This window comes from Nocardioides marmorisolisilvae, from assembly GCF_031656915.1.
Lineage (GTDB): Bacteria > Actinomycetota > Actinomycetes > Propionibacteriales > Nocardioidaceae > Marmoricola > Marmoricola terrisoli.
The window spans coordinates 2,998,556-3,024,245 of the sequence record NZ_CP134227.1; the positions used below are offsets into that span (position 1 = coordinate 2,998,556).

The 25,690-nt window shown below is 72.6% G+C and carries 15 protein-coding genes; 11 read left to right on the plus strand and 4 right to left on the minus strand.

From position 1 onward, the window contains the following. Window positions 1-28: 28 nt before the first annotated feature. The 3 genes from recC to recD are packed head-to-tail and all read left to right on the plus strand — an operon-like array spanning window position 29 to window position 8,390. Window positions 29-3,247: an exodeoxyribonuclease V subunit gamma gene (gene recC, locus Q9R13_RS14415; RefSeq protein WP_310961867.1), complete on the plus strand. Its 3,219-nt coding sequence runs from the start codon at window positions 29-31 to the stop codon at window positions 3,245-3,247. Then, window positions 3,244-6,588: a UvrD-helicase domain-containing protein gene (locus tag Q9R13_RS14420; protein WP_310961868.1), complete on the plus strand. Its 3,345-nt coding sequence runs from the start codon at window positions 3,244-3,246 to the stop codon at window positions 6,586-6,588. The genes recC and Q9R13_RS14420 overlap by 4 nt, the downstream gene beginning before the upstream one ends. Further along, window positions 6,585-8,390, plus strand: a complete 1,806-nt coding sequence (gene recD, locus Q9R13_RS14425) for an exodeoxyribonuclease V subunit alpha (RefSeq protein WP_310961869.1) — start codon at window positions 6,585-6,587, stop codon at window positions 8,388-8,390. The genes Q9R13_RS14420 and recD overlap by 4 nt, the downstream gene beginning before the upstream one ends. On the opposite strand, the gene Q9R13_RS14430 is transcribed toward recD, so the two are convergent. From Q9R13_RS14430 to Q9R13_RS14440, 3 genes are all read right to left on the minus strand, one after another. Then, window positions 8,387-10,468 (minus strand): elongation factor G-like protein EF-G2, encoded by a 2,082-nt coding sequence (locus Q9R13_RS14430; RefSeq protein WP_310961870.1) that lies wholly within the window; start codon window positions 10,466-10,468, stop codon window positions 8,387-8,389. The genes recD and Q9R13_RS14430 overlap by 4 nt on opposite strands. Before the next feature lie 110 nt (window positions 10,469-10,578). After that, on the minus strand, window positions 10,579-11,508 hold the full coding sequence (locus Q9R13_RS14435; protein WP_310961871.1) for a M15 family metallopeptidase: 930 nt from the start codon (window positions 11,506-11,508) through the stop codon (window positions 10,579-10,581). Then, window positions 11,508-13,082 (minus strand): FAD-binding oxidoreductase, encoded by a 1,575-nt coding sequence (locus tag Q9R13_RS14440; RefSeq protein WP_310961872.1) that lies wholly within the window; start codon window positions 13,080-13,082, stop codon window positions 11,508-11,510. Before Q9R13_RS14440 ends, Q9R13_RS14435 begins: the two co-directional genes overlap by 1 nt. A gap of 100 nt (window positions 13,083-13,182) precedes the next feature. Here Q9R13_RS14440 and Q9R13_RS14445 point away from each other — a divergent pair, with 100 nt between their 5' ends. From Q9R13_RS14445 to Q9R13_RS14465, 5 genes are all read left to right on the plus strand, one after another. After that, the gene (locus Q9R13_RS14445) at window positions 13,183-14,337 is read left to right on the plus strand and encodes an acyl-CoA dehydrogenase family protein (protein WP_310961873.1); all 1,155 of its coding nucleotides are present in this window, start codon (window positions 13,183-13,185) and stop codon (window positions 14,335-14,337) included. A gap of 105 nt (window positions 14,338-14,442) precedes the next feature. Continuing rightward, a complete protein-coding gene (locus Q9R13_RS14450) occupies window positions 14,443-14,751 on the plus strand; it encodes a DUF4333 domain-containing protein (protein ID WP_310961874.1) in 309 nt (102 codons plus the stop codon). Between the two features lie 48 nt (window positions 14,752-14,799). Next, window positions 14,800-15,360, plus strand: a complete 561-nt coding sequence (thpR, locus tag Q9R13_RS14455) for an RNA 2',3'-cyclic phosphodiesterase (RefSeq protein WP_310965096.1) — start codon at window positions 14,800-14,802, stop codon at window positions 15,358-15,360. Continuing rightward, the gene (locus Q9R13_RS14460) at window positions 15,357-16,121 is read left to right on the plus strand and encodes an MOSC domain-containing protein (protein ID WP_310961875.1); all 765 of its coding nucleotides are present in this window, start codon (window positions 15,357-15,359) and stop codon (window positions 16,119-16,121) included. Before thpR ends, Q9R13_RS14460 begins: the two co-directional genes overlap by 4 nt. Window positions 16,122-16,123: 2 nt before the next feature. Then, window positions 16,124-16,735 (plus strand): ACT domain-containing protein, encoded by a 612-nt coding sequence (locus Q9R13_RS14465; RefSeq protein WP_310961876.1) that lies wholly within the window; start codon window positions 16,124-16,126, stop codon window positions 16,733-16,735. 27 nt (window positions 16,736-16,762) lie between these two features. On the opposite strand, the gene Q9R13_RS14470 is transcribed toward Q9R13_RS14465, so the two are convergent. Beyond that, complete coding sequence (locus Q9R13_RS14470) at window positions 16,763-18,265, minus strand: alpha/beta hydrolase family protein (protein WP_310961877.1); 1,503 nt, start codon at window positions 18,263-18,265, stop codon at window positions 16,763-16,765. Window positions 18,266-18,412: 147 nt separating this feature from the next. Between Q9R13_RS14470 and Q9R13_RS14475 the strand changes: the two genes are divergently transcribed. The 3 genes from Q9R13_RS14475 to Q9R13_RS14485 are packed head-to-tail and all read left to right on the plus strand — an operon-like array spanning window position 18,413 to window position 25,680. Next, a complete protein-coding gene (locus Q9R13_RS14475; RefSeq protein ID WP_310961878.1) occupies window positions 18,413-20,512 on the plus strand; it encodes a bacterial transcriptional activator domain-containing protein in 2,100 nt (699 codons plus the stop codon). A 48-nt stretch (window positions 20,513-20,560) separates the two neighbouring features. Beyond that, window positions 20,561-20,776, plus strand: a complete 216-nt coding sequence (locus tag Q9R13_RS14480) for a hypothetical protein (protein ID WP_310961879.1) — start codon at window positions 20,561-20,563, stop codon at window positions 20,774-20,776. Further along, entirely contained in the window at window positions 20,743-25,680 is a 4,938-nt protein-coding gene (locus Q9R13_RS14485; RefSeq protein ID WP_310961880.1) for a LamG-like jellyroll fold domain-containing protein, read from the plus strand. Before Q9R13_RS14480 ends, Q9R13_RS14485 begins: the two co-directional genes overlap by 34 nt. Window positions 25,681-25,690: the final 10 nt, after the last annotated feature.

Sequence of the window (25,690 nt, forward strand, 5' to 3'; positions counted from 1 at the left end):
CGTCGGCGGCACCGCCTAGGGTGACGGCGTGGCGTTCACGGTGCACCGGGCAGTTCGCGCCGACCTGCTGGCGGAGGGGTTGGCGCAGCTGCTGGGCGACCCGCTGCCCGACCCGTTCGCGCGCGAGCTGGTGATCGTCCCGGCCAGGGGCGTCGAGCGGTGGCTCAGCCAGCGACTCTCCCACTACCTCGGCACGTCCGGTCGCGACGACGGCGTCTGCGCGGCGGTCGACTTCCGCACCCCGCACAGCCTGGTCGCGGAGCTGACCGGCACCACCGATGCCGACCCGTGGACGCCCGACGCCCTGGTCTGGCCGCTGCTGCGCGTGATCGACGACGCCTCCGGGCAGGAGTGGGCGCAGGTGCTCGCCACGCACCTCGGTCACGGTCTGGCGGACGAGCGCGAGGCGGCGCTGCGGCGGGGTCGCCGGTTCACCGTCGCGCGGCGGCTGGCTGGCATCTTCGCGTCGTACGCCGTGCAGCGGCCGGCCCTGCTCGATGACTGGGAGTCGGGCCGCGACACCGACGGCTGCGGCGACCCGCTGCCCGAGGACCTGCGCTGGCAGGCCGAGCTGTGGCGCCGCACCGTCGCGACCGTCGGTGTGCCGACACCCTGCGCCCGGCACCGGGCTGCGGTGGCAGCGCTCCGCGAGGGCCGGGGACCCCTCGGGCTGCCGCCCCGGATCTCCCTTTTCGGGCACACCACGATGACCGCCACCGAGCTCGAGCTGCTCGCGGCGCTCGGCGAGCACCGCGACGTGCACCTGTGGCTGCCGCATCCCTCCCCTGGGCTCTGGGACGACCGGGAGCCGCGGCACCCGTTGCTGGCGACCCTCGGTCGCGACGTGCGTGAGCTGCAGCAGGGCCTCGACCGGGTCGGCGCGGTCGACGAGGACGGCGGCGCCGTCCCGCCCCTGCCCGACACGCTCCTCGGCCACCTGCAGTCGGCGATCGCGACGGACACCCGGCCGGTGCCGGTGCCGGTTCGCGCCGAGGACGACACCGTGCAGGTGCACGCGTGCCACGGCCCGTCCCGCCAGGTCGAAGTGCTGCGCGAGGTGGTGCTCGGGCTGCTCGCCGACCATCCCGACCTCGAGCTCCGCGACATCGTGGTGATGTGTCCCGACGTCGAGCGCTACGCACCGCTGGTGGGCGCCGCCTTCGGTCTGGGCGACGCGGTCGCCGGCAGCCACCCCGGGCAACAGTTGCGGGTGATGCTCGCGGACCGGTCGCCGGTGCAGACCAACCCGCTGCTGGGCGTGCTCGGCACCGTCCTCGACCTGGCCGACGGCCGGGTCAGCGCGAGCGCGGTGCTCGACCTGCTCGCGGCCGAGCCGGTGCGACGCCGGTTCGGGCTGACCGAGTCCGACCTCGAGACGGTGACCGGCTGGGTGGGGCGTGCCGGCATCCGCTGGGCCTACGACGAGGAGCACCGGGCCGAGCTGGGCCTGCCAGGCATCAAGCAGAACACCTGGCGCTTCGGGCTCGACCGGATCCTGGCCGGGGTCGCGCTCTCCGACGACTCCGACCTGTGGCTGGGGTCGACGCTGCCGCTCGATGACGTCGCGAGCACGTCGATCGGCCTGGCCGGCCGGCTTGCTGAAGCGCTCGACCGCCTGCAGGGCCTCACGGAGGCACTTCGAGGCGACCACGCCGTCAGCGACCTCGTGCTGCTGCTGGCCCAGGGCGTCGAGCAGCTCACCGCCGCGTCGCGCGGCGAGGAGTGGCAGCTGGCTCAGCTCCACCGCGAGCTCGCTGGGATCGCCGAGGCCGCCGAGGGGGCGGGCGACCGGCTGCACCTCTCCCTCGCCGATGTCCGGGCGCTGCTGCACCGCAAGCTGGCCGGCCGACCGACCCGGGCCAGCTTCCGCACCGGTGCGCTCACCGTCTGCACGCTGACGCCGATGCGGTCCGTGCCGCACCGGGTGGTGTGCCTGCTCGGGCTCGACGACGAGGTGTTCCCGCGGCGGCCCAGCCGCGACGGCGACGACCTGCTCGTCCGCAACCGCCGACCGGGCGAGCGCGACCCCCGCAGCCAGGACCGCCAACTGCTGCTGGACGCGGTGATGGCCGCGGGCAGCCACCTGGTGATCACCTACACCGGCTTCCACGAGGCCACCGGTCACGCCCGGCCGCCGGCGGTGCCCCTGCAAGAACTCCTCGACGTGCTGCGCACCACCGCGCCCGACCGAGAGCCGGTGACCTGTCACCGGTCCCAGTCCTTCCACCCCGACTACCTCCGGCCCGACGGCCTGGTCGAGCGCGGCGGCCGGCACGGCACCTTCTCCTTCGACCCCGGGGCCGCCGGCGCGGCGACCGCCGCGACCGGCGAGCGCGCCGCGGTGCCCTCCCTGGCCGACCTCGACCTCGGCACGGCTCCGGTGACGGACATCGACGTCGCCGACCTCGTCGACGCCGTGGTCAACCCGGTGCGCGCATTCCTGCGCCGCCGGCTGCGGCTCGAGCTGCCCTGGGAGGACGAGCAGGTCCGCGACGCGCTGCCCGTCGATCTGCGGGGCCTCGACGAATGGCAGGTCGGCGACCGGATGCTGCACGAGCTCCTCGCCGGTCGCACCCCGCAGGACGCCCTGCAGGCCGAGTGGCGCCGCGGTGCCCTGCCGCCGGGCCGCTACGGCTGGCGGATCGCCAAGCGGGTCTGCGACCAGGCCGGGCCGCTGGTGGAGGTGGCCGAGGCGTGCCGGCAGGGCATCGCGCCGTCTGCGGTGGACCTCGACGTCGACCTGGGCGACGGCCGCCGGCTGGTCGGCACGGTCCCCGGCCTGCACGGCGATCGCCTAGTCCGGGTCGGGTTCTCGCGCCTGCGTGCGAAGCAGCGGCTGGAGGCCTGGGTCGCACTGGTCGCGCTCGGCGTCGCCGGCCGATACGGCACGATCGCGGGCACGGTCGGCCGGGGCAGCGGTGGCGCGGAGCGCGCGACGTACCGCCTTCCCGACGACCCTGCCGCCGTGCTGCGCGACCTCGTCGCCCTGCACGACGCCGCCCTCACCGCGCCGCTGCCGCTGGCCCCCGACACGGCGCGGGTCTGGGTCCGCGGGCACCGCTCCGCGATGAAGCCCTGGCAGATCCGGCGCGACGCGGAGAAGGAGTGGCGACGGGAGTCCCGCAGCCGCGAGTTCCGCCGTACCTGGGGGCGGCCGCCGGCCTTCGACGAGGTCGCCGAGGACCCACGCTTCGACCGCTGGGCGCGGGTCCTCTGGGAGGCCGCGCTGGACAGGGAGAGCCGATGACGGGCACGGCGACGGGGACCGCGATGCCCACCTTCGACATCACCGCGCCGCTCCCCAGGGTCGGGGTGAGCGCGTTGGAGGCGAGCGCCGGCACCGGCAAGACCTGGGCGGTCGCGACCCTCGCGGCGCGGTACGTCGCCGAGGGCACCCGGCTCGACCAGCTGTTGGTGATCACCTTCAGCCGCGCCGCCACTCAGGAGCTGCGCGACCGGGTCCGGTTCCGGCTCACCGAAGCAGTCAAGGCCCTCGAGGACCCGTACGCCGCGACGGACCAGGTGCTCGTTGACGTGCTCACCCACGACGCCACAGGGGCGCCGCTCCCCGAGGAGGAGTGCGCAACGCGCCGGCACCGCCTCCAGTCCGCGGTGACCCAGTACGACGCCGCCACCATCCTCACCACTCACGGCTTCTGCGACCTGGTGCTGCGCTCGCTCGGCGTCGCCGGCCAGACCGACGTGACCGACCGGCTGGTGGAGGACGTCGACGACCTGGTCGAGGACGTGGTCGTCGACGAATACCTGCGCCGGTGGGCCGACAGTCCCGAGGAGCCGCCGGTGGAGGTCGGCGACGCGCGCGCGGCCGCCCGTGCCGCGGTCCACCACCTGCGTGGTCGCATCGAGCCCGACGCCAGCGTCGATCCCCGCGCCGGCGCGCTCGTCGCCTTCGCCCGCGCCGTCGTCGCGGAGGTGGACGCCCGGAAGCGATCGGGCGGGCTGCTGACCTTCGACGACCTGCTCACCCGGCTCGCCGACGCCGTCGAGGGCGACGACTCCCCGGCTGCGCAGCGGATGCGCGAGCGGTGGCCGGTGGTCCTGGTCGATGAGTTCCAGGACACCGACGACGTGCAGTGGCGGGTGCTCGAGGCCGCGTTCGCCCAGCACTCGCGCCTGGTCCTGATCGGCGACCCCAAGCAGGCCATCTACGCGTTCCGCGGCGGCGACACCCCCACCTACCTCCGGGCGGTCCGCGGCGCTACGAAGCAGACCCTCGCGGTGAACTGGCGCAGCGATCCCGCGGTGGTCGAGGCGCTGCAGGTGCTCACCCGGGGGGCTGCGCTGGGCGACGAGGGCATCGTCGTGCACCCGGTCTCGGCGCACCGCACCACCTCGCGACTGGCCGGCGTGACCGCCGGCGTCCGCCTCCGGCACCTCCACCGCGCCGGGCACCCGCTGAACGGCAACGGCACCCTCAAGGCGCCCGCCGCGCCGCAGCAGATCGCGCTCGACGTGGCCGACGACCTGGCGCGCCTGCTCAGCTCGGGCGCGACCTATGACGGTCGTCCGCTCCGGGCCGGCGACGTCGCGATCCTGCTGCCCTCCGTGAGGTACGACGGCAGCCGCATCCTCACCGCCCTGCGCGACAAGCGGATCCCGTTCGTGGTCAACACCGCCGAGACGGTGATGGGCGGTCCGGCGGCCCAGCACTGGACGACCCTGCTGCTCGCGCTCGAGCAGCCGCAGCGGCCCGGCCGGGTGCGTGCGGCGGCGCTGACGCCGTTCCTCGGCGTGACCCCGGAGGAGCTCGACGCCGGGGGCGACGACCTCGTCGACCACCTTGCCGAGCGGGTCCGCGGCTGGCTGGACCTCGTGCGGAGCCGGGGTGTCGCCGCCGTGGTGGCGGCGGCGCACGCCGCCGGGATGGCGCGCCGGGTGCTCACCCAGGCGGGCGGCGAGCGGCTGCTCACCGACCTCGACCACATCGGCGAGTTGCTCCACGAGGCCGCGGTCGACCGGCACCTCGGCGTGACCGGGCTGCTTCGGTGGCTTGACGAGGCGATCGAGGAGGGCGGACGCAGCGATGCCCGGCGTCGACGGCTCGACATCGACGCGGATGCCGTCCAGGTGCTGACCGTGCACGGAGCCAAGGGCCTGGAGTTCCCGGTCGTCTACCTGCCCCAGCTCTACGAGCGCAGGGTCAACGACCGCGAGACCATCCACGCCTACCACGACGGCGACGACCGCTGCCTCGACGTCGCGGGCACTCCCGCGGCCGCCCGCGCCGCCCGTCGAGAGACGGCGCAGGAGGACCTGCGGCTGGCCTACGTCGCCCTGACGCGGGCGACCTCGCTGGTCGTCGCGTGGTGGGCGCCGACCTGGAACGCGGGGAACGGCGGCCTGAGCCGGCTGCTGTTCGGCCGTGAGGACGGCCGGGCCGAGGTCTCCCAGCAGGTCGAGGTGCCCGCGGACGACGCGAATGCCGAGGTGGTGCTGCAACGCTGGGCCGATCGGGGCGCGTTCAGCCTGGAGCGGGCCCAGCCGACGGGGGAGCCGCCGTTGCGCCTGGCCCCGCCCCGCGAGCGGTTGGCGTGCCGCAGCTTCGAGCGCACCCTCGACACCGAGTGGCGGCGTACGTCGTACTCCGGGCTGATCCGGGCCGAGGAGCAGCTGATCACTGCGGCGAGCGAGCCGGAGGACGTCGGCACGGTGGACGAGGAGCTGCCCCCGATCGATGGGGCGGCCGTCCCGGTACTCCCGCAGCCGGCGGCCGAAGGGCCCGTCTCCCCGATGGCGGACATGCCGGCGGGGGCGACCTTCGGGTCGCTGGTGCACGCGGTCCTCGAGCACGCCGACCCGTCGGCCCCCGATCTGCTCGCCGAGCTTCGCGGCCACGTCGAGGAGCAGCGCCGCTGGTGGACGGTCGACGCGGCGAGCGAGGACGTGGCGGCCGCGCTGCTGCCGCTGCACGACACCCCGCTCGGCCCGCTCGCCGAGGACCTGACACTGCGCCGGATCGGTCGGGCAGACCGGTTGTGCGAGCTCGATTTCGAGTTCCCGATGGCCGGAGGCGACGCGGCAGGGCCCACGGACCTACCGCTGGCCGCCTTCGCCACGGCCCTGCGCCGACACCTTCCGGCCGGCGACCCGCTGCGCGGCTACGCCGACCGCCTCGAGGCACCCGGGCTGGGCGAGCAGCGGCTGCGCGGTTACCTCAGCGGCTCCATCGACGTGGTGCTCCGGGTCCCAGACGCGTCCGCGCCGGGGGGTGCCCGGTTCGTCGTGGTCGACTACAAGACCAACCAGCTCGGCGAGCCGGGACGCCCGTCGACGGCGTGGGACTATCGCGCCGAGGCGGTCGCGGCGGCGATGGTGCACTCGCACTATCCGTTGCAGGCGCTGCTCTACACCGTGGTGCTGCACCGCTACCTGCGCTGGCGTCTCGGGGCGGCGTACGAGCCCGAGCGGCATCTCGGTGGCGTGCTCTACCTCTACCTGCGCGGCATGTGCGGGCCTGCGACGCCGGCCGTGGACGGCGTCCCCTGCGGCGTGTTCTCCTGGCGTCCGCCGGTGGCGCTCGTGGAGGAGCTGTCCCAGCTGCTCGCCGGCGAGGAGGCGCCCCGATGACCACCGTCCGCGGTCCCGACCCCGACCTCTCCGCGCGCCAGGCGCTTCGCGCCACCGGACTGCTCGCCGAGTTCAACCGCAGCGGCGTGCTCGACAGCGCCGACGTCCATGTTGCGCGGCGACTCGGCGCCCTCGGCGGAGAGGCGGCCCCCGAGGTGCTGCTCGCCGTCGCCCTCGCGGTCCGGGCCGCGCGGTTGGGCTCGGTGTGCGTGGACCTCGCGGCGGTCGCCTCCCAGCCGATCGAGCTGGCCGACGGCGCCGCGGAGCCCGGTTGGCCCGAGCCGACGACCTGGGTGGAGGCGGCGCGTAGCAGTGGGTTGACCGATGCCGGGGTGCTCCGCCTCGAGGGCACGCTGCTCTACCTGGACCGCTACTGGCGCGAGGAGTGCGACGTCTGTGCCGACCTGCTCGCCCGCGTGGGCCGCCGGCCGCCCGACGTCGATGAGGCGGTCCTGGGGACCGCCCTCGACCGGCTGTTCGCCGAGGGCTGGGAGGAGCAGCGGTCCGCCGCCCGGCAGGCCGCCGGGCAGTGGCTGACCGTCCTGACCGGTGGGCCGGGCACCGGCAAGACCGCGTCGGTCGCGCGGATGCTCGCCGTGGTCGCCGAGCAGCACCGGCTGGCCACCGGCCAGGCCCCCCGGATCGCGCTGGCCGCCCCGACCGGCAAGGCGGCCGCCCGGCTGCAGGAGTCGGTGGCCCGGGAGGCCGCGACCATGCCCGGCGCCGACCGGAACGCCGTGACCGGCCTCGAGGCCAGCACGCTGCACCGGCTGTTGGGCTGGCGACCCGACAACACCACGCGCTTCCGGCACCACCGCGAGAACCACCTGCCGCACGACCTGGTCGTCGTCGACGAGGTCTCCATGGTGCCGCTCTCGTTGATGGCACGGCTCCTCGAGGCGCTGCGCCCCCAGGCCCGGCTGGTGCTCGTCGGCGACCCCGACCAGCTCGCGTCGGTCGAGGCGGGTGCTGTGCTCGCGGACGTGGTCGCAGGGTTCGCCGGACGCGCCGACTCTCCGGTGGTGCGGCTCACCGAGGTGCACCGCACGCGCGATGCCCCGACCAGCGTTCTCGCCGACCTGGCCCAGGCGCTGCGCGACGGCGACGCGGAGGCAGCCCTGCACCTGCTCGCCTCCGACGCCGGCTCGGCCCGGATGGTCGACCCCGAGGACGCCACCGCGATGGCGGTCGTCCAGGAGCAGGTCGCCCGGGCCGCCTACGACGTGACGGTCGCTGCCGAGCACGACGATCGCGCGGCCGCCCTAGCGGGGCTCGACGACCACCGGTTGCTGTGCGCGCACCGCGAGGGGCCCTACGGCGTCGGCGGCTGGAACCGGCTGGTCGAGCGGCTGGTCTCGGAGCGGACCGGCCTGACCCGCTACGCCGAGTGGTACGCCGGGCGACCGGTGCTGGTCACCGCGAACGACAGCGTGCTCGGGCTCTCCAACGGCGACCTGGGCGTCACCACGCGGCTTCCCGACGGCCGGCTCCGGGTGGTCTTCCGGGTCGACGGCGCGATCGTGCCGTACGCCACCACCCGGCTGTCCGCGGTCGAGACCGTGTATGCGATGACCGTGCACAAGAGTCAGGGCTCGGAGGCGCGGGCGGTGACCGTGGTGCTGCCGCCGGAGGACTCCCCGCTGCTGACCCGTGAGTTGCTCTACACCGCGGTGACCCGGGCGCGGGAGCAGGTCACCGTGGTCGGGAGCGCGGCCGCGTTCCGGGCCGCGGTCGAGCGGCCGGTGCAGCGGGCGTCCGGCCTGGCAGCCCGGCTCCGACAGGCGCCCGACGCCCGCGGCTAGCGTTCCGCGACCACCTGCTTGGCCTGGTCCTCCGGCATTGGCTCGTAGTGCGCGAAGGAGCGGGTGAAGGCGCCGGCACCGTGGGTCGCCGAGCGCAGGTCGATCGCGTAGCGGACCAGCTCCCGCTGCGGCACGTGGGCGCGCACCAGGGTGCGGTCCTCGCCGACCTTGTCATTGCCCAGGAGTCGACCTCGTCGGGCGGACAGGTCGCTCATCACCGCCCCGACCTGGTCGTCGGGGACGAGCACCGCGACCTCGTCGTACGGCTCGAGCAGTGACACGGTCGTGCCCTCCGCAGCGTCGCGGAGAGCCAGTGCGCCGGCTGACTGGAACGCCATGTCGGAGGAGTCCACGCTGTGCGCCTTGCCGTCGACCAGAGTGACGCGCAGGTCGACGAGCGGGAAGCCGGCGCGGACGCCACGCTCCATCTGGTGGCGGACCCCCTTCTCCACGCTCGGGACGAACTGCCGTGGCACCGCGCCGCCGACGACCTTGTTGACGAATTCGAAGCCGCCGCCCTGGGGGAGCGGCTCGACCTCGAGATCGCAGATCGCGTACTGACCGTGGCCGCCGGACTGCTTCACGTGCCGCCCGTGTCCCTTCGACGGGCCGGCCAGGCACTCCCGGAGCGGTACGACGACGTCGCACTGCTCGACGGCCACGCCGTACCGATGCTGCAGCCGATCCAGGGCCACCTCGGCGTGTGCCTCGCCGAGCACCCACAGCACCAGCTGACCGGTCTCGGCGCTGTGCTCCACACGCAGGCTGGGATCCTCGGCGGCGAGCCGGGAGAGCGCGGAGGAGAGCTTGTCCTCGTCGGAGCGGGTGGCCGCCTCGATAGCGATCGGCAGCAGCGGCTCGGGCATCGTCCACGGCTTGAGCACCAGGGGCCGCTCCGGGTCGGAGAGCGTGTCGCCGGTCTCGGCCCGGGAGAGCCTGCCCACGACCGCCACGTCGCCGGCCAGGACCCGGGCCGCCGGCACCTGCTGGGCGCCGAACGGGTGACCGAGCACGCCGATGCGCTCGTCCTCGTCGTGGTCGTCGTGCCCGGCGTCGGCACCGAAGAAGGACGAGAAGTGCCCGGACACGTGCACCGGCAGGTCGGCGTCCAGCGCGCCCGAGAACACCCGGACCAGGCTCACCCGGCCGACGTACGGATCGCTGGAGGTCTTCACCACCTCGGCGACGAGCGGGCCGGAGGGGTCGCACGCGAGCGGGTCCGCCGTGGCGCCGGCGGGGGTGAAGACCTCGGGGCAGGTGTGCTCGCCGGGCGCGGGGAAGGCGCGCACGCAGAGGTCCAGCAGCTCGGCCAGTCCGACGCCGGTGGTGGCGCACACCGGGACGACCGGGTGGAACGAGCCCCGAGCGACGGCCCTCTCCAGGTCGTCGACGAGGACTGCCTCGTCGATCTGCTCGCCGCCGAGATAGCGGTCCATCAGGGTCTCGTCCTCGGACTCCTCGATCACTCCCTCGATCAACTCGCCCCGCCGCGGGTCGCCCTCCACCCCGTCCCCGGTGATCAGGCCGGTCAACGATCCGTCCGCTGCGACGACGTACACCGGAAGCACCTTGTCGCCGAAGGAGGCTCGTGCCAGCGCCACCACGGCGTCGGGGTCGGCACGGGCGTGGTCGAGCTTGCTGACCACCACCGCCCGCGGCATCTGCACCTGGCCGCACTCCCGCCACAGCGCCATGGTGGCGTCGTCGACGGTGTCGTTGGCGCCGATCACGAAGAGGGCGCAGTCGGCGGCCCGCAGCCCGGCCCGCACCTCGCCCACGAAGTCGGCGTATCCGGGGGTGTCCAGCAGGTTGATCTTCACCTCGGCGTGCACCAGCGGCGCGACCGAGAGCGAGGTGGACCGGTGGTGGGTGTGTTCGCCCTCCTCGAAGTCGGACACGGTGGTGCCGTCCTCCACCGAGCCGGCCCGCGGGATGGCGCCGGCGGTGGCGAGTAGCGCCTCGACCAGCGTGGTCTTCCCGGACTGCGTCGGCCCGACCAGCACCACGTTGCGGATGCGGTCGGGCCGTTCGACGCCGAGGTCCTGCTCGGTCGCTCTGCGGGAGTGCTTGTCCGCCATGAACCCAAACAAACTCCTGTCCCGGCTCGCGCACAAGACCCGACGCGGGGGAGGGCCCGACAGGACGGCCCGGTGGCGTACGACGAGCGGGGCGAACTCCGCGTCCGCCGTCAGCGACCGTTGGCGCTGAAGTGCTGCAGGTCCTTCAGCGAGTGCCAGCTACCGCCCCAGCCCCAGCCGATCGAGGCGAAGGCGCGCACCACCGGCCCGCCGGGCAGGATCATCCCGGGACGGTGCCAGGAGCGGTCCAGGTAGGCCGAGGCGAGCTCGGGCAGGACCAGGTGGCCCTTGATGTAGGGGTTCTGGAACGGGTTCACGTCGACGGCGAGACCGTAGGCGTGCTCGGACCAGATGGTCGCCCCCCGCACCGGACGGCAGTTGAAGGCGCCGGTGTCGTTGCCGTCTCCGGTCGGGGGCGCGGTCTGCTCGGCCTTCGTGGTGATCTGCATCTGCTCGAGGGGGAACCTCAGGTCCCACAGCCGGTGGAAGACCCGCACCAGATCGGCGGCCGCCGTGCGGTTCACCAGCAGCTCCCCGGTGTGCCGCGAGCCGTCGAAGCCACGGAAGGTCAGCCGCACCCAGTCCAGGTCGGCAGCGGCTACCGGACAGGCGGGTCGCCAGGTGGAGCGGGCCAGCACCCGGGCGGGCGCGCGCTCGATCCGGGAGGCGAAGCCGTGGCCGGGCAGCATCGGTACCGTGTCCGGAAGCGTGAACCGACGGTCACGGAGCACCTTCGGGGTCGGCTCGATCCTGCCGAAGCCGCCGGGCTGGTGCGGCAGCACCCGGGTCCCGAGCCACGACGGCGGCACGGTCCCGGGTGCGGACCGCTGCCGGTGCGGGGTGCGCTCGGCCCGGTGAGTCCGGTGAGTCCGGTGAATCCGGTGAGTCCGGTGCGGAGCGCGCGAGGCTGAGACCTGTGCGGACGTCGACGGGTGTGGCTGCGTATCCCTGCCCTGGTGCGGAGCCGAGCCGCAGCCCGCGGTCACGAGCGCCACGCACAGCAGGCCGAGCACGAGAGGCAGGCGGAGCAGCCGTGGCATCAATATCCCTGGGGCTGGTCGAAGAAGTTGTCCGGGTCGTAGGCCCGCTTCACCGCGGCGAGTCGGGCGGCGTTCGCACCGAAGTACGCCGTCCGGTGGTGCCGGACCGCACGGTCGGCGTAGTTGACGTACGCATGGTCTCCCCAGTACGGCATCAGCGTCGACCGGAACCGTCGGACGTAGGCACTGGCGTCGTGTCCGCGCTGGCCGGAGTACGTCGCGGTGTACTGGACGGTCATCAGGGCCCGCCGGTGCACGAACGCGGTCTCCGTGGGGGACAGGTCGCGGACGTGGCCGCCGAGGGCGTCCATCGAGATCCCGGCCTCATGCAGCCCGGAGGACTGGGCCCGCTCGACCTCGCCGAGCAACTCCGCGATGCCTGCAGAGGGCAGCGCCTCGTAGCCGACGTGGGAGGTGGCCGCGAATGCCTCGCGGGTGAGCGAGCCACCCGGCCCGGTATGGCAACGCGAAGCCGGAATGGTCGCACAGCCTGCGTAGGTCATCATCGCCTCGTGGTAGCCACGCACGTGCGTGGTCCGGACCGACGGGGCCGGGGCGTGCGCGAGGAGCCCGGCGAGCTGGCGGTCGAGCGTTCCTGTGGGCCCGGTCCAGGTGCCCGAGAGCAGCAGCGTGGGACCGCCCGGATGAGCGCCCCCGCCGAGCGCCTTCAGGGTCGACCACAACCGCGGGTCCGCATCAGGGGCCCAGTCCTGCCAGGCCTCGATCACCCGAGCAGCGGCCGAGAACGGCCAGCCCAGGTAGAAGGTGGTCAGCGTCGGCGCCGCCGTGGTCGCGAACCGCAGTGAGGTGACCACGCCCAGGTGCCCGCCTCCGCCGCCGCGCAGCGCCCAGAACAGGTCGGGATGCCGGTCCGGGTCGACGACGCGCAACCTGCCGTCGGCGGTGACCACCTCCAGCGACCGCATCGCGTCACAGGTGAGTCCCATCGCCCGGGTCAGTACGCCGACGCCGCCGCCGAGGGCCAGCCCGCTGATCCCGACGGTCGCGCACGAGCCGCCGGCCAGGGCCCGTCCCCGGTTCCCGAGGACGTCGTACACCCGGGCCAGCGCGGCACCGGCGCCGATCGAGGCTGTCCCGGAGGGGTGCACGGCGACCCGGTCGAGGTCGCGGCAGTCCAGGACCAGTGCGCTGGGCATCCCGGTTCCGGGCGCGCCGCCCGCGGACCAGCCCGGATAGCTATGGCCGCCCGACCGCACCGCCACCGGTACGCCGTGGTCCCGCGCCCAGGTGACCGCAATCGCCACGTCAGAGGCGGAGGCGACGGTGAGGACGGCCAGCGGGTGGTTGTCGTCGTACCGGGGGTTCTCGGTGCGCCGGACCCTGTTGTAGCCAGCGTCGCCCGGACGCCTCAGGAGGCCCCGGACATGCCGGCGCAGATCGCCCCAGGGGACCGGACCGGTGCTCGACGGGGGCGACGAAGGGAGCCGCGGGGTGGACCCTGCCGCCGGAGCCGCCACGGTGGCGCCGGGGCCGCCGCTGCAGCCGGCCACCAGGCCGGCGGCGCCCGCAATCAGCAGGGCCCGACGACCGAGAGTCGATGGATTCGTGCGCACGTCCCCATGGTGCCTCGGACAGCGCACAGTCGGGGCCATGCAATCCCGGGATCAAGCAGTCTCATCGTGCGGGCTACCTGTCGGTAACTAGGATGTGCGCATGGAGCGCACCATCTACGACGCCGACCACGAGTCCTTCCGCGAGTCCGTCCGCGAGTTCCTCGCCCGCGAGGTCGAGCCCCACCTCGAGAAGTACGAGCAGAACCACGGGCTCGACCGCGAGTTCTGGCGCGCCGCCGGCGCGCAGGGGTTCCTCGGACTGGAGATCCCCGAGCAGTACGGCGGCCAGTTGGAGCCAGGGGCCGGCGACTACCGGTTCAATGCCGTGCTCACCGAGGAGCTCGCGCGAGTCAACATGGCGCTCGCCTCGTGCGTCGGCATCCACGCCGACATCGTCGCGCCGTACCTGGTGCACCTGACCACCGAGGAGCAGCGCGAGCGCTGGCTGCCCCCGTACGCCACCGGCGAGCTGCTGGGCGCGATCGGGATGACCGAGCCGAGCGTCGGCTCGGACCTGGCGAACCTGCGGACCACGGCCGTGCAGGACGGCGACAGCTGGGTGATCAACGGCTCGAAGACGTTCATCACCAACGGCTTCAGCGCGGACCTCGTCGTGGTGGCCGCCCGCACCTCGCCGGAGAAGAAGGCGAAGGGGATCTCGCTGTTCGGCGTCGAGACGGCGAACCCCGGCTTCGCGCTGGGTCGCAAGCTCGACAAGGTCGGCCAGGACGAGTCCGACACCGCCGAGATGTCCTTCACCGACCTGAGGGTGAGCAACGACGACCTGATCGGGCCGCTCGACACCGGGTTCGTCTCGATGATGCAGTTCCTGCCGCAGGAGCGGCTCAACTGCGCTGTCGCGAACCTGGCGCACGCCCGGCAGATCCTCGACGAGACGATCCAGTACGCCAAGGAGCGCGAGGCGTTCGGCCAGCCGATCGGCAGGTTCCAGAACACCCAGTTCCTGCTTGCCGAGCTGGTCACCAAGGCGGACGTCACCCAGGCCTTCATCGACCAGTGCGTGACCGCGCACGCTGCCGGCAGGCTCACCCCGGTGGACGCCGCGAAGGCCAAGTGGTGGAGCTCGCAGGTGCAGAACGAGATCCTTGACCATTGCGTGCAGGTCCACGGCGGCTACGGCTACATGAACGAGTACCGGGTCGCCCGCGCCTGGCGCGATGCCAGGGTGACGAAGATCTGGGCCGGCTCGAACGAGATCATGAAGATGCTGATCGGCCGCGACCTGGGCCTCTGATCGGAAACCGGGCACAGGGCGCGACCTGGGCCGGTACGGTCGTGAGGAGATCAGCCTCGGCAGCTCCCGGGATCTCGCCCCGTCACCTTGTCCCTGAGGAGCACCATGGCCCGGACCGTCCCAATCGTTCTCGCCCTCGCGCTGTCGGCGTTCGCCGGCTGCTCTGCATCGGTCGGCTCGGACTCGGTCTCCGGCAATGACCTGGCCAAGCAGGTGTCGAGTCAGCTCGCCAAAAAGGTCGGCCAGGTCCCGGACAAGGTCACCTGCCCGTCGTTGAAGGCGAAGGTGGGGGCGAAGGCCCGCTGCACCCTCACCGACGGCGCCCGCGAGTACGGCGTGTCGGTGACGGTCACCAAGGTGAACGGCTCCGATGTCAACTTCGACATCCAGGTGGACAACACCCCGAAGTCGTAACCCGCTCCATCCGGCACCTTCCGCGGACGGCAGACTGCAAGGGTGCGGATGTTCGTGGCAGTGGTTCCCCCGGAGGGGGCGGTCGAGGACCTCGACGGCTTCCTCGAGGTACGACGCGGAGCAGCCGACTTCCGGTGGACCTCGGCGGACCAGTGGCACCTGACCCTGGCCTTCATGGCCGACCTGGCCGAGCGCAAGCTGGACGACCTTGTCGCCCGGCTCGGCCGTGCGGCCGCGCGTCGGCACCCGATGGCCTGCCGGTTCGCCGGGGGCGGAGCGTTCCCGAATGCCGCGCGTGCGAAGGTGCTCTGGGCCGGCGTCGAGACCGATGACCCGGTCGAGCTGAGTCGGCTCGCCACCGGGTGTCGTGCCGCCGCCTCGAAGGCGGGCGCCCCCGTCGACGGCCAACGCTTCCGCGGGCACCTGACCCTGGCCAGGATCGGGCACCCGGTCGAGGCGACCCGGTGGGTGCGGTTGCTGGACGGCTACCGCGGACCGGAGTGGACGATCGACCGGATCGCCCTCGTCGAGAGCCACCTCGGCGAAGGGCCGAGGCGTCGCCCGCGCCACGAGGTGCTCGAGACCTTCGACCTGGGGGCCACCGGATGAGGGTCCATCGGGTCGGGCTGTCGACGATGAAGGGCGCCCGGCACGAGGAGCGTGACGAGGTCGAGCTCGCCGCGAGCGGGCCGGTCGACGACCGGATCCTCTGCGTGGTCGACGTCGAGTCCCGCGCGGTGCTGCGCACGGTGGCCAACCCCATGCTGCTCCGGACCCGGGCGCACTGGAGCGATCCCGTCCTCCGTCTGGAGCTGCCCGGCGGCGAGGTGACCGGCGAGCTCGACCCGGGTGAGGTGCTGGACTTCGACTACTGGGGTCGCCGGCCGGCCCTGCGTCTGCAGAGCAGCGTCCACGCGGCCGCGCTCTCGGACCTCCTCGGCCTCCCGGTCCGGCTGGCGCGGGTCACCACCCCCGCCGACGTCGTGTACGGCGCACCGGTGACGATCGTGACCACCAGCGATCTGGCCGAGCTCGGGTCGCGGGCCGGCGTACCCGACCTGCTCGGGGAGTTCGCACGGTTCCGCGCCACCCTGACCCTCGACGACGGCAGCGATCCGCTCCCGACCGACGCCACCGGAGTCCGCGTGCAGGTCGGGACGGCGACGATCGAGCTGCTCCGACCGATCCCGCGCTGCGCCGTGATCGACCTGGATCCGTGGACCGGGCAACGCAATCGACACCTGCTGGAAACCTTGGCGGGATATCGTCGAGAGGCCGGTGAGATCTGGTTCGGACACTATGCCCGGGTCGTCTCGCCCGGCCGGTGCGCCGCCGGTGACCGCGTTCGACTTGTCGATCCGAGAGAGTGACGATGTCCTACCTGCTGCGTGTGCAGCTGCCCGACGTGCCCGGATCTCTCGGCCGCCTGGCGTCCGCCGTCGGCATGGCCGGCGGCAACATCGACGCCATCGAGATCGTCTCCCGCGACGGCGGGCTCGCCGTCGACGATGTCTTCCTGGCCGCCGACGGCGGGGTGATGCCGGACAGCATCGTGTCGGCCTGTCAGCAGATCGAGGGCGTGACGGTCCTGTGGATCTCGCGGTACGCCGCCGGCACGAACCTCTTCCTCGACCTGGAGGCGGTCGAGTCGATGACCGAGGACCCGGCCACCGCCGCGAACACGCTCGTCGACCTGGTCCCCGACGTGTTCCGTGTCGACTGGGGTCTGCGGATCCGGCGTACCGATGAGGGCATGGAAGTTCTGCACCGGACATCCGCCGCGCCCTCCGAGTTGCCCCAGGACATCGAGTGGCCCGAGGACAAGGTGCACCAGCTCAACCTCGGTGACCTGATCGTCGCGGGCGCGCGGATCGGCGGCGACGAGGCGATCGTGATCGCCCGACGTGGCGGCCCTGTCTTCTTGGAGTCCGAGCTCGCTCGCCTCAGGCACCTCGCCGCGCTGGCAGCCTCGATCAGTCGCTGAGCGCAGACTGCCTCGCCCCATCCTCGCTCAGCCCGAGCACCCGCCGACCTGCGCGACGTCGCCGTCGACCCGCCAGCGGCCATGGTCGCGGAAGTGCCAGGCCGAGCAGTAGTAGAAGCTCAGCAGCGACCCACGATGCAGGGTCACTGGTGACCAGCGGCCGTGGCCCACGGGCTCGAGGTAGCGGAACGCCGTACCGGTGAGGGCCTGGTCGTTGTCGCGATGCTTGAGGTAACGGTCCAGCCACGCCTGTGTGTAGTGGCTGGCGAGGTCCTGGCCGTACCGGCTCGCAGGCAGCACCAGCGGGATGTCGGTGTACTCCAGGTGCGTCGATGCACGGGGTACGACGAGCATCGTGTCCAGTCCACGGCTGGCCCACGCGTCATAGCCCGTGCGTCGCTCGCGCATCGGGTCCGGGCCTTGCGGTGAGGGACCCGGCACCAGCGACGAGCCGCCGCTGAGCTGCCAGGGCGTGACCGTGAAGCCGTACTCGGACTGCACCGCGAGCGCCGGGACCTTCGGTCGGTTGCCAGCCCCGTCGAGCGCGCCGGTCGAGTCCGGCCCGGTGAGCTTGTCCAGCGCGACGACGGCTTCGACGCGCTTGTCGATGCCCTGCACCTTCGACACCGCGGCGGCGCCGAGCGAGTGTCCGATGATCGCGATCCGGGTCGTGCGCCCCGCAGTGACCGTGCGCCGGTCGGGAGTGCGGTTCCAGGATCGCCAGTAGGGGTTGAACGCGTCGACCTTCGCGGCCGCGGCGCGCGGGTTCGGATAGTGACGGCGCGGGTCTGAGGTGAAGAAGCTGAGCGCGTCCCGGGTGCCGACCACGAAGTTGGCGAGCTGCTGGAAGGGCACGCCGGGGCACGGGGTCATCTCACCGGCGAGCGGCTTGGAGAGGACGTTGCAGAACGGCAGGGCGGAGCCCGAGGTGTGCGGCAGCGTCTCGCTGGTGCCCTGACCCTGGACGTCGTAGGTGAGGACGACGTAGCCACGCTCGGCCAGGTCCTCCGCGAGCCAGCGATACATCCCCTCGCTTCCCTGCACGGACCCCTCGGTGATGACCACGCCCGGGAACGGGCCACGCAGCCGACGGTGGCTGTAGGGGTCGCGGGCGTGCGGCATCGGACGGTAGACGGTGCCATGCAGCAGCGCGCCGTACCTGTCGGTGAAGGCCACCTTCTGCATCTGCCCGCGGGTCCCCGCCCAGCCCGCGCGCAGCGGGTTGCCGACGTTCCAGCCCGGCACCAGGGCCCCGGTGGTGAGCTCGGGGTGCGTGGGCGTCGCGGCCTGCGCGAGCAGCTGTGCGGTGCTCGTCGCGTTGCCCTGCGCGATCAGAGCCGGCAGGTACGCCGGGTTGCGCAGCTGACCGCCCGGTCCGGTGATCCGGCCATAGGCCGCGGCGATGTTCTGCAGGTCACGCAACTCATACGCCGCAGAGCCCGGCTCTGGCTTGGCGACGGCGTGGGCCGGCGCAGCGGTCAGCAGCAGACCGGCGATCGCAAGCCCGACTGCGGCTGTCCGTGGGTGCACTCAATCCCAACGACCGTCCACCCGAGGGAGTGACGCCGGCGCTCAGTTGCCGGATTCACCCTTCACCAAGACTCCGAGGACCTATCGTGGCTCGTGGCCCCGACGTAGTCCGGGCACACGAGTCGAGCACGTGTTTCGGAGCAGCCGATGAGCTCACCAGCCGAGCGCCTGTGCACGGCCGCCGAGGCCGCGATGGCGGCTGGTGAGGTTCGTCAGGCGGAGGCGCTGGTGACGGACGCGCTCACTGAGGTGTCCAACCTCGAGGACCGCGTGCGTGCCCGCTGCACGCAGGCACGCCTCGCTCTGCTCGCCGGGCGAGAGACCACCGACCTGATCGCGCTACTGCGCCGCGAGGCAGGTGAGGTGATCGACACCGATCCGACGGCGGCGCGAACGCTGCTGGTCCAGGCGGTGCTGTTGATGCTCTACGCGTGGCGGCCCGACACCGTGCCGGTCGCCGAGCAGGCGTTCGCCCTGGTGGAGCCCGCCGACGAAGCCATGCACGCCCGGGTCGAGACGATGCTTGGCCTGGCGCTCGTCGTGGCCGGGGACCCGGACCGGGCCCTGGGGCACCTCTCCCGGAGCACCGAGCTGCTGCGCATCGGCGGCCCGCCCCAGGAGATGCTGCAGACCCTGGAGCACGTCGTCGTCGCGCTGGCCGGCATCGAGAGGTACGCCGACGCGATGACCCTGTGTCGGCGCTACGTGCGGGTGGTACGCCGTACTGCCGCCGACGGCCTGCTGCCGACGGTGCTGTGCCTGACCGCCAACACCGCGTTCTTCCTCGCCGAGCTCGACGAGATGGAGGTCGCCGCCTCCGAGGCGCTCAACCTCGCGCGCAGCCGTGGGCTGGCCTCCGGCGAGGCCTTCGCACGCGTCTGCCTGGCGCTGGTGCTGGCGTTGCGGGGCGCCCGCGTCGAGGCAGAGGAGCATGCCCGGGCCGCAGCGGCGGTGCTCGACGAGGTGGGGTTGGCGGTGCTGGTGCCCACGACCTGGTCGGCCCGCGGGCTGGCCGCGCTCGGCCTCGCGGACTGGGACGCGGCCGTCGCGGCCTACGACGAGCTGGCGCGCCTGTTCGCGGAGGTGCCGACGCCGCGCGGTCTGCTGCACTGGCACGCGGATCGCCTCGAGGCGCTGTGGCGCTCGGGCGCGCACGAACGCGCCCGCGAGGCGCTGCGCGTCGCCGAGGACGGCGTGGAGCTGCAGGGACCGTGGGAGCAGGCGGTGGTCACGCGCGCTGCTGCCCTCGTCGACGACACCCCGCACGCCGAGGTGCTCTTCGGCCGCGCGCTGACCCTGCACGAAGACGCTGCCTCGCCCTTCGAGCGGGCCCGCACCCAGCTCTGCTTCGGTGAGTGGCTGCTCGACGCGGGCCGCACCGAGGAGGCCACCGCGCAGCTCGGGGCGGCCCGGGCGGTCTTCGCCGAGCTGGACACGCGAGGGTGGCGGGACCGAGCCGCCGCGCTGCTCGAGCGCGCCTGCTCACCGAAGGTGGCCGACGGTGCACGACTGCGGGTGGTCCAGGACTCGGGTCCGGTGCGCGTTCAGGCCTTCGGGCCGATCACGTTGGTGCGCGACGACCTCCGCGAACGGGTGCCGATGGGCGGGCCGGGTGGGCTGCTGCGCTATCTGGTCGCCGTCGGTGGATCGGCCCACGTCGACAAGGTGATCGACGACCTGTGGCCCGACGCCGAGCTGAGCCGCGGCGGGGAGCGGCTGCGCACGCTGCTGGCCAGGGCCCGTCGCAGGTTCGGGCCGATCGTCGTCCGCGACGGCGCCACGATCCGCTGGGCGTCCGGCGTCAGCGTCGACATCGACGAGTTCGGCGAGCTCGCCCGGCTCGCCCTGTCCAAGGACGATGCCGCCATCGACCATGCCCGGGCGGCCATGGAGCTGGTGCGCGGCGACGTGCTGCCGCTCGAGCGGTACGCCGACTGGGCGGTCGTCGCCCGGGAGCGTCACCGCCAGCAGCGGCTGGCGCTGCTGGACCTGCTCGCCGCCGACCACCTGCGTCACGGGCGGCTCAGCGCTGCCGCCGATCACCTGCGCCGGGCCATCGACGACGAACCCCTGGACGAGTCGCGCCGTGCGCGGCTCGCGGAGATCCTCATTCGAGGCGGCGACCGGGTGGGTGCGCTGGCCGTTCTGTCCGACGCCGAGCGCGCGGCCGACGAGCTCGGCGTCCCGGTGTCGCCGGTCGTGCGTGATCTTCGTCGGCGGGTGGCGGAGGGCGGCGAGCCGGCGTGACACGGTCCTGTTGCGCCCGTGTCACGGGTCGGGCCTAGCGTCCCGGCCGTGCTGGTCTCCTACGTTCTCCGCCTGGTCGCCTCCGAGGCTGCCCAGGGGAGGCTCGTGGGCGAGGTCGAGGACGTGCAGAGCGGTGAGATCCGGGTGATCCGCGGTGCAGGCGAGCTCGCGGCGGTGGTCCGTGCGAGTCAGCGCGCTGGTGTTGGCATCACATTCCCGGAGGCATCGCCATGGCGCGACCGACCCGATCCCACGTCCGACTGATCACTGCGGGCTTCCTCAGCGCGGCCATGGCCGCGGCGCTCGTCGCATGCTGGTCGGGGACGCCGGCCGACGCCCAGGCGGCACCTCTCGGCGCCGACCCAGCGCCGTTCACGAGCATCACGGTGCACACCTCGCCGAGCTATGGCGGCGCCGACGCGACGTACACGATCGGCTTCACCACGCCCTCGGACGGTGTGCTGGGTGGCTTCTCCATGCACGCACCGGACGGCACCACCCTGCCCTCGGACGCCAGCGACTACACCATCACCGACGGCACCACCTCCTACGCCGTGGAGCAGGCGGCTGTGGGCAGCTCGGGAAGCACCGAGAACATCCTCGTGCAGACCGGTCACTACCTGCCCGCCTCGACGACCCTGACGATGACGATCGACCACGTCACCAACCCGGCCGGATGCGACTGCGTGCTCTACCTCAATGCGGACAACGGCAGTGGCGACGTCGCGAGCCCGCACTACACGATCCTCGGCGGCTATCCCGCGGCCGTTCTCAGCGACCACCCGGCTCGCTACTACCGGCTCGGCGAGGCCGCCGGTGCCACGATCGCCAAGGACCTTTCCGACAGCGACACCGACGGGACGTACCAACCCGCAGCGACTCTGGGCACGACCGGGGCGCTGCCCACCGACGACGACACCGCCGCGGCCACGGATGGCACGGGTCCGGTGACCACGGCCTCCGACACCGGTCTGCCTTCAGGGAAGAGTGCGCGCACCGTGGAGGGCTGGATTCGGATGCCCGATGGCGGCACCGGCAATGCGGTGCTGGTCGACTACGGAACCTCGAGTGGGGCCGGCCAGTCGGTCGAGATCGACGTCGTGGGCGGCGGGAACCAGATCGACCAGAACTATGACTACGGCGGGGTCGGATGGACCACGCCCTACGGCCTCGAGGACGGCCAGTGGCACCTGATCGACTGGGTCGACGACGGCGCCGGTCACGACACCGTCTACGTCGACGGTGACAGCCTCGGCACCAAGAGCGACGGCGGAACGAACACCAACCTCGCCGGCGACGATGGACTCAGGATCGGCAACGGCTTCGACACCCATGGGGCGGCCGAGGTGGACGAGGTGGCCATCTATCCGACGGCACTGTCCGAGGCTCGGGTGCGCGCGCACCTCGCCGCCAGCGTCCAGGGCCCGAACCCGCCGACCGGCCTCACCGCGGAGAGCGGCACGAACCTAGTGACGGCCTCCTGGACCACATCGGCGGTCGACGCAACCCATGCTGCCCCGCCGTCCTACCACGTGCGGGTGACCGACGACCACGGCAAGGTCGTCGCCGACACCACCCGCTCCCGCGGGGCCCTGTGCCAGGACGGCAGCTGCACGCTCGCGCTGGACACGATTCCCGCCGGTGAGTACGTCGTCTCCGTGGCCGGGCGCGACTCCCAGTGGCAGGGCCCGGCAACCTCGGCCGCGACCGGCACCGTCTCGGGTGCGACCGACGAGGACCGCTACGCCGCCTCGGTGCTCGCCGACGGTCCGAGCGTCTACTACAGGCTCGACGAGCAGTCCGGCGCCACCCGTGTGCAGGACATCTCCGGCAACGAGGTCGACGGGCACTACGCGTCCGCGGGGACGCTCGCCCAACCCGGTGCGCTCCCGAACGACGGGGACCAGGCGGTGCACGCCGACGGCTCGGGACCGGCGCTCACCGCGAACGACGCCGCGCTGCCGATGGCAAGGACCGCGCGCACGGTCGAGGGGTGGGTCCGGCTGCCCGAGGATGGCACCGGCAACGCCGTGATCGTCGACTACGGCACCTCTGCGGGCTCGGGCCAGACGGTCGAGATCGGCGTGGTCTCCCACGGCAACGTCATCAACCAGAACTGGGACTACGGCGGCCTCAACTGGTCCACGCCGTACAGTCTCGAGGACGGCCAGTGGCACCTGGTCGACTGGGTCGACGACGGCGCCGGGCACGACACGGTCTACCTCGACGGTGTCAGCCTCGGCACCAAGGCCGACACGGGCACGAACACGCAGCCTGCGGGGATACGCGGTCTGCGGATCGGCGACGGCTTCGACACCCACGGCCCCGCCGATCTCGACGAGGTGGCGATCTATCCCACGGCGCTGTCCGCCACGCGCGTCCGGGCACACCTGGCGGCGAGCGTCCAGGGTCCGAACGCGCCGACCGATCTCGACGTCCAGGGCGGCGTGAACCGGGTGTCCGCGTCGTGGACCGCGTCTGCCGTCGACCCGACCCACGTCGCGCCCACGTCGTACCGGATGGTCGTGCATGGCCCGGACGGCGTCGCCGCGGACACCACGAGGTCTGCCGGTGACCTGTGTGCGGGGTCCTCGTGCACGCTGACCGTGCGGTCGTTGGCTGCTGGCTCGTACACGGTCACGGTCGCCGGTCGCTACGACGATCGCCAGGGTCCGGGGACCAGCGGCGACGTGGACGTCACCGGCGCCGACGACTCCTCGGCCTACGCCCACGCCGTGTTGCGCGACGGGCCTTCGGTCTACTACCGGCTGGACGAGCCCGCGGGGAGCGCCGTCGCCCAGGACAGCGCGGGCGACGACGACGCGCGCTACCAGTCGCCGGCACAGCTGGGTGTGGCGGCTCCGGCGTCGTTCCAGGGCGACACGGCGGCGGCCACCGACGGCTCCGGGCCGATCGCCACCGCGTCCGACCTCGACCTCCCAGGGGGCAGCACGGCGCGGACCGTGGAGGGCTGGGTCCGGCTGCCTGATGGCGGCACCGGGAACGCCGTGATCGTCGACTACGGCACGTCCGACGGAGGGGGACGGACGGTCGAGCTCGACGTCGTCGCCGACGGCAACCAGATCGACCAGAACTGGGACTATGGCGGGGTCGGCTGGACGACCCCCTACAACCTCGAGGACGGTCAGTGGCACCTGGTCGACTGGGTCGACGACGGTGCCGGGTACGACACGGTCTACCTCGACGGTGTCAGCCTGGGCACGCAGGGCGACAGCGGGACCAACACCCAGCTGGCGGGTATCCGCGGTCTGCGGATCGGCGAGGGATTCGACACCCGCGGCCCCGCCGCTCTCGACGAGGTCGCCATCTACCCGACGGCGCTCTCCGGCGACCAGGTCGCACGCCACTACGCGGTCGGCACCCAGACGATCACGACCAGCCACGACCAGACGATCACGTTCACCGCGCCCACCGGCCTGGCGTACGGCGCGGCGAAGACCGCACTCGACGCGACCGCGTCCTCCGGACTTCCCGTGACCTATGCCAGCAACACGCCCGAGGTGTGCGACGTGGACACCGACGGGAACGTGCTGGTGCTCGCCGCCGGGCCGTGCTCGATCACCGCCTCCCAAGACGGTGACACCGACTACGACGCCGCGCCCTCGGTCACCCGGGCCTTCGACATCGCCCAGGCCCCGCTGACGATCACCGCCTCGGACGAGTCCATGACGGCCGGCGACACACCACCGACCCCGACGGCGTCGTACGACGGCTTCGTGAACGGTGACAGCGCCGACTCGCTCACCACGAAGCCGACCTGCGTCAGCGACCTGGACCAGGAGAAGACGTCGTGCTCGGGTGCAACCGACTCGAACTACGACATCGGTTACGTCGACGGCACCCTGACGGTCAACCCCGCGGCGAAGCAGGACCAGACGATCACGTTCCCCAACCCTCCCAACGTGATGTACGGCGGTGTGGAGGATCTCCACGCCACCGCATCGTCGAAGCTGTTGGTGAGCTACGCCTCCGATGACCACACGGTCTGCACGGTCGACGACCAGGGCCACCTGACCGCGACCGGTGCCGGGACCTGCGTCGTCACCGCCAGCCAGGCGGGCGATGCGGACTACAACGCCGCTCCCTCCGTGGAGCAGTCCGTCCACGTCGACCGGACGGCGCTCACGATCAGTGCATCGGACGCCACCATGACCGCAGGCGGACCGCTGCCGACGGTCACGCCGACGTACTCCGGGTTCGTCGCGCACGAGACGGCTGCCTCGCTCACCAAGCAGCCGACCTGCGTCGCGGTGCCGACGGAGAAGAAGACGCGATGCTCGGGAGCCGAGGATCCCAACTACGACATCGGCTACGTCGACGGCACGCTCACGATCAGGGCCAAGCAGGCGCAGACGATCACGATCCACAACCTCCCGACTCTGACCTACTCGCGGTCGCGGATCGCGGTGCAAGTCACCTCGACGTCAGGTCTGCGGCCGGCCCTGAGCGCCGGGCCGCTCGCACGGTGCAGCATCGGTGGATCGCACACGCTGCTGATCCACGGTGCCGGCCGCTGCAGGATCACCGCCACCCAGGCGGGCAACGACGACTACTCGGCTGCGACCAGGACCATGACCGTCACGATCCGGCGAGTGAGCCTGGAGGTCGATGCGCCCAACGAGCTCCTCGTCTCGGGCCTGTCCGCGACGCCGACCATCGCGCCGACGTACGACGGCTTCGTCCGTGGCGACGACGTCACCGCGCTCTCCCACCCCGCCCGCTGCAGCATCGTCCACGTGACGGTGCGCAAGCACCATCACAAGAAGCGCGCTCGGGTGACCCGTTGTCGGCACTTGAGGTCCGCCAACTACGTGGCGAAGTACGTCGACGGACACGTCGGCACCGCCAGTCTGGACTATGCGTTCTACAACGCCTCGCAGGTCTACTGGCAGTCCGGGAAACCGACTCGGCTCAACCTGCGCGTCGTCCACGCTCGGCACACCCCGCGCGCCAGGGTCGAGGTCGAGCCGAACGCGGGCAAGTCCTACGGCCTTCCGCCGGGAATGCACTATGTCAAGCGGCACCACTCGATCTCGCGGCTGGTCGGCAGCCCGACGAGTCCGGGCACCTATTTCGTGTGGCTGCGCGCGTACTCCTCGAAGAAGGCCTACCTGGCGGACCAGGTGATCAGGATCGACGTGTACTGACGGCAGCGGC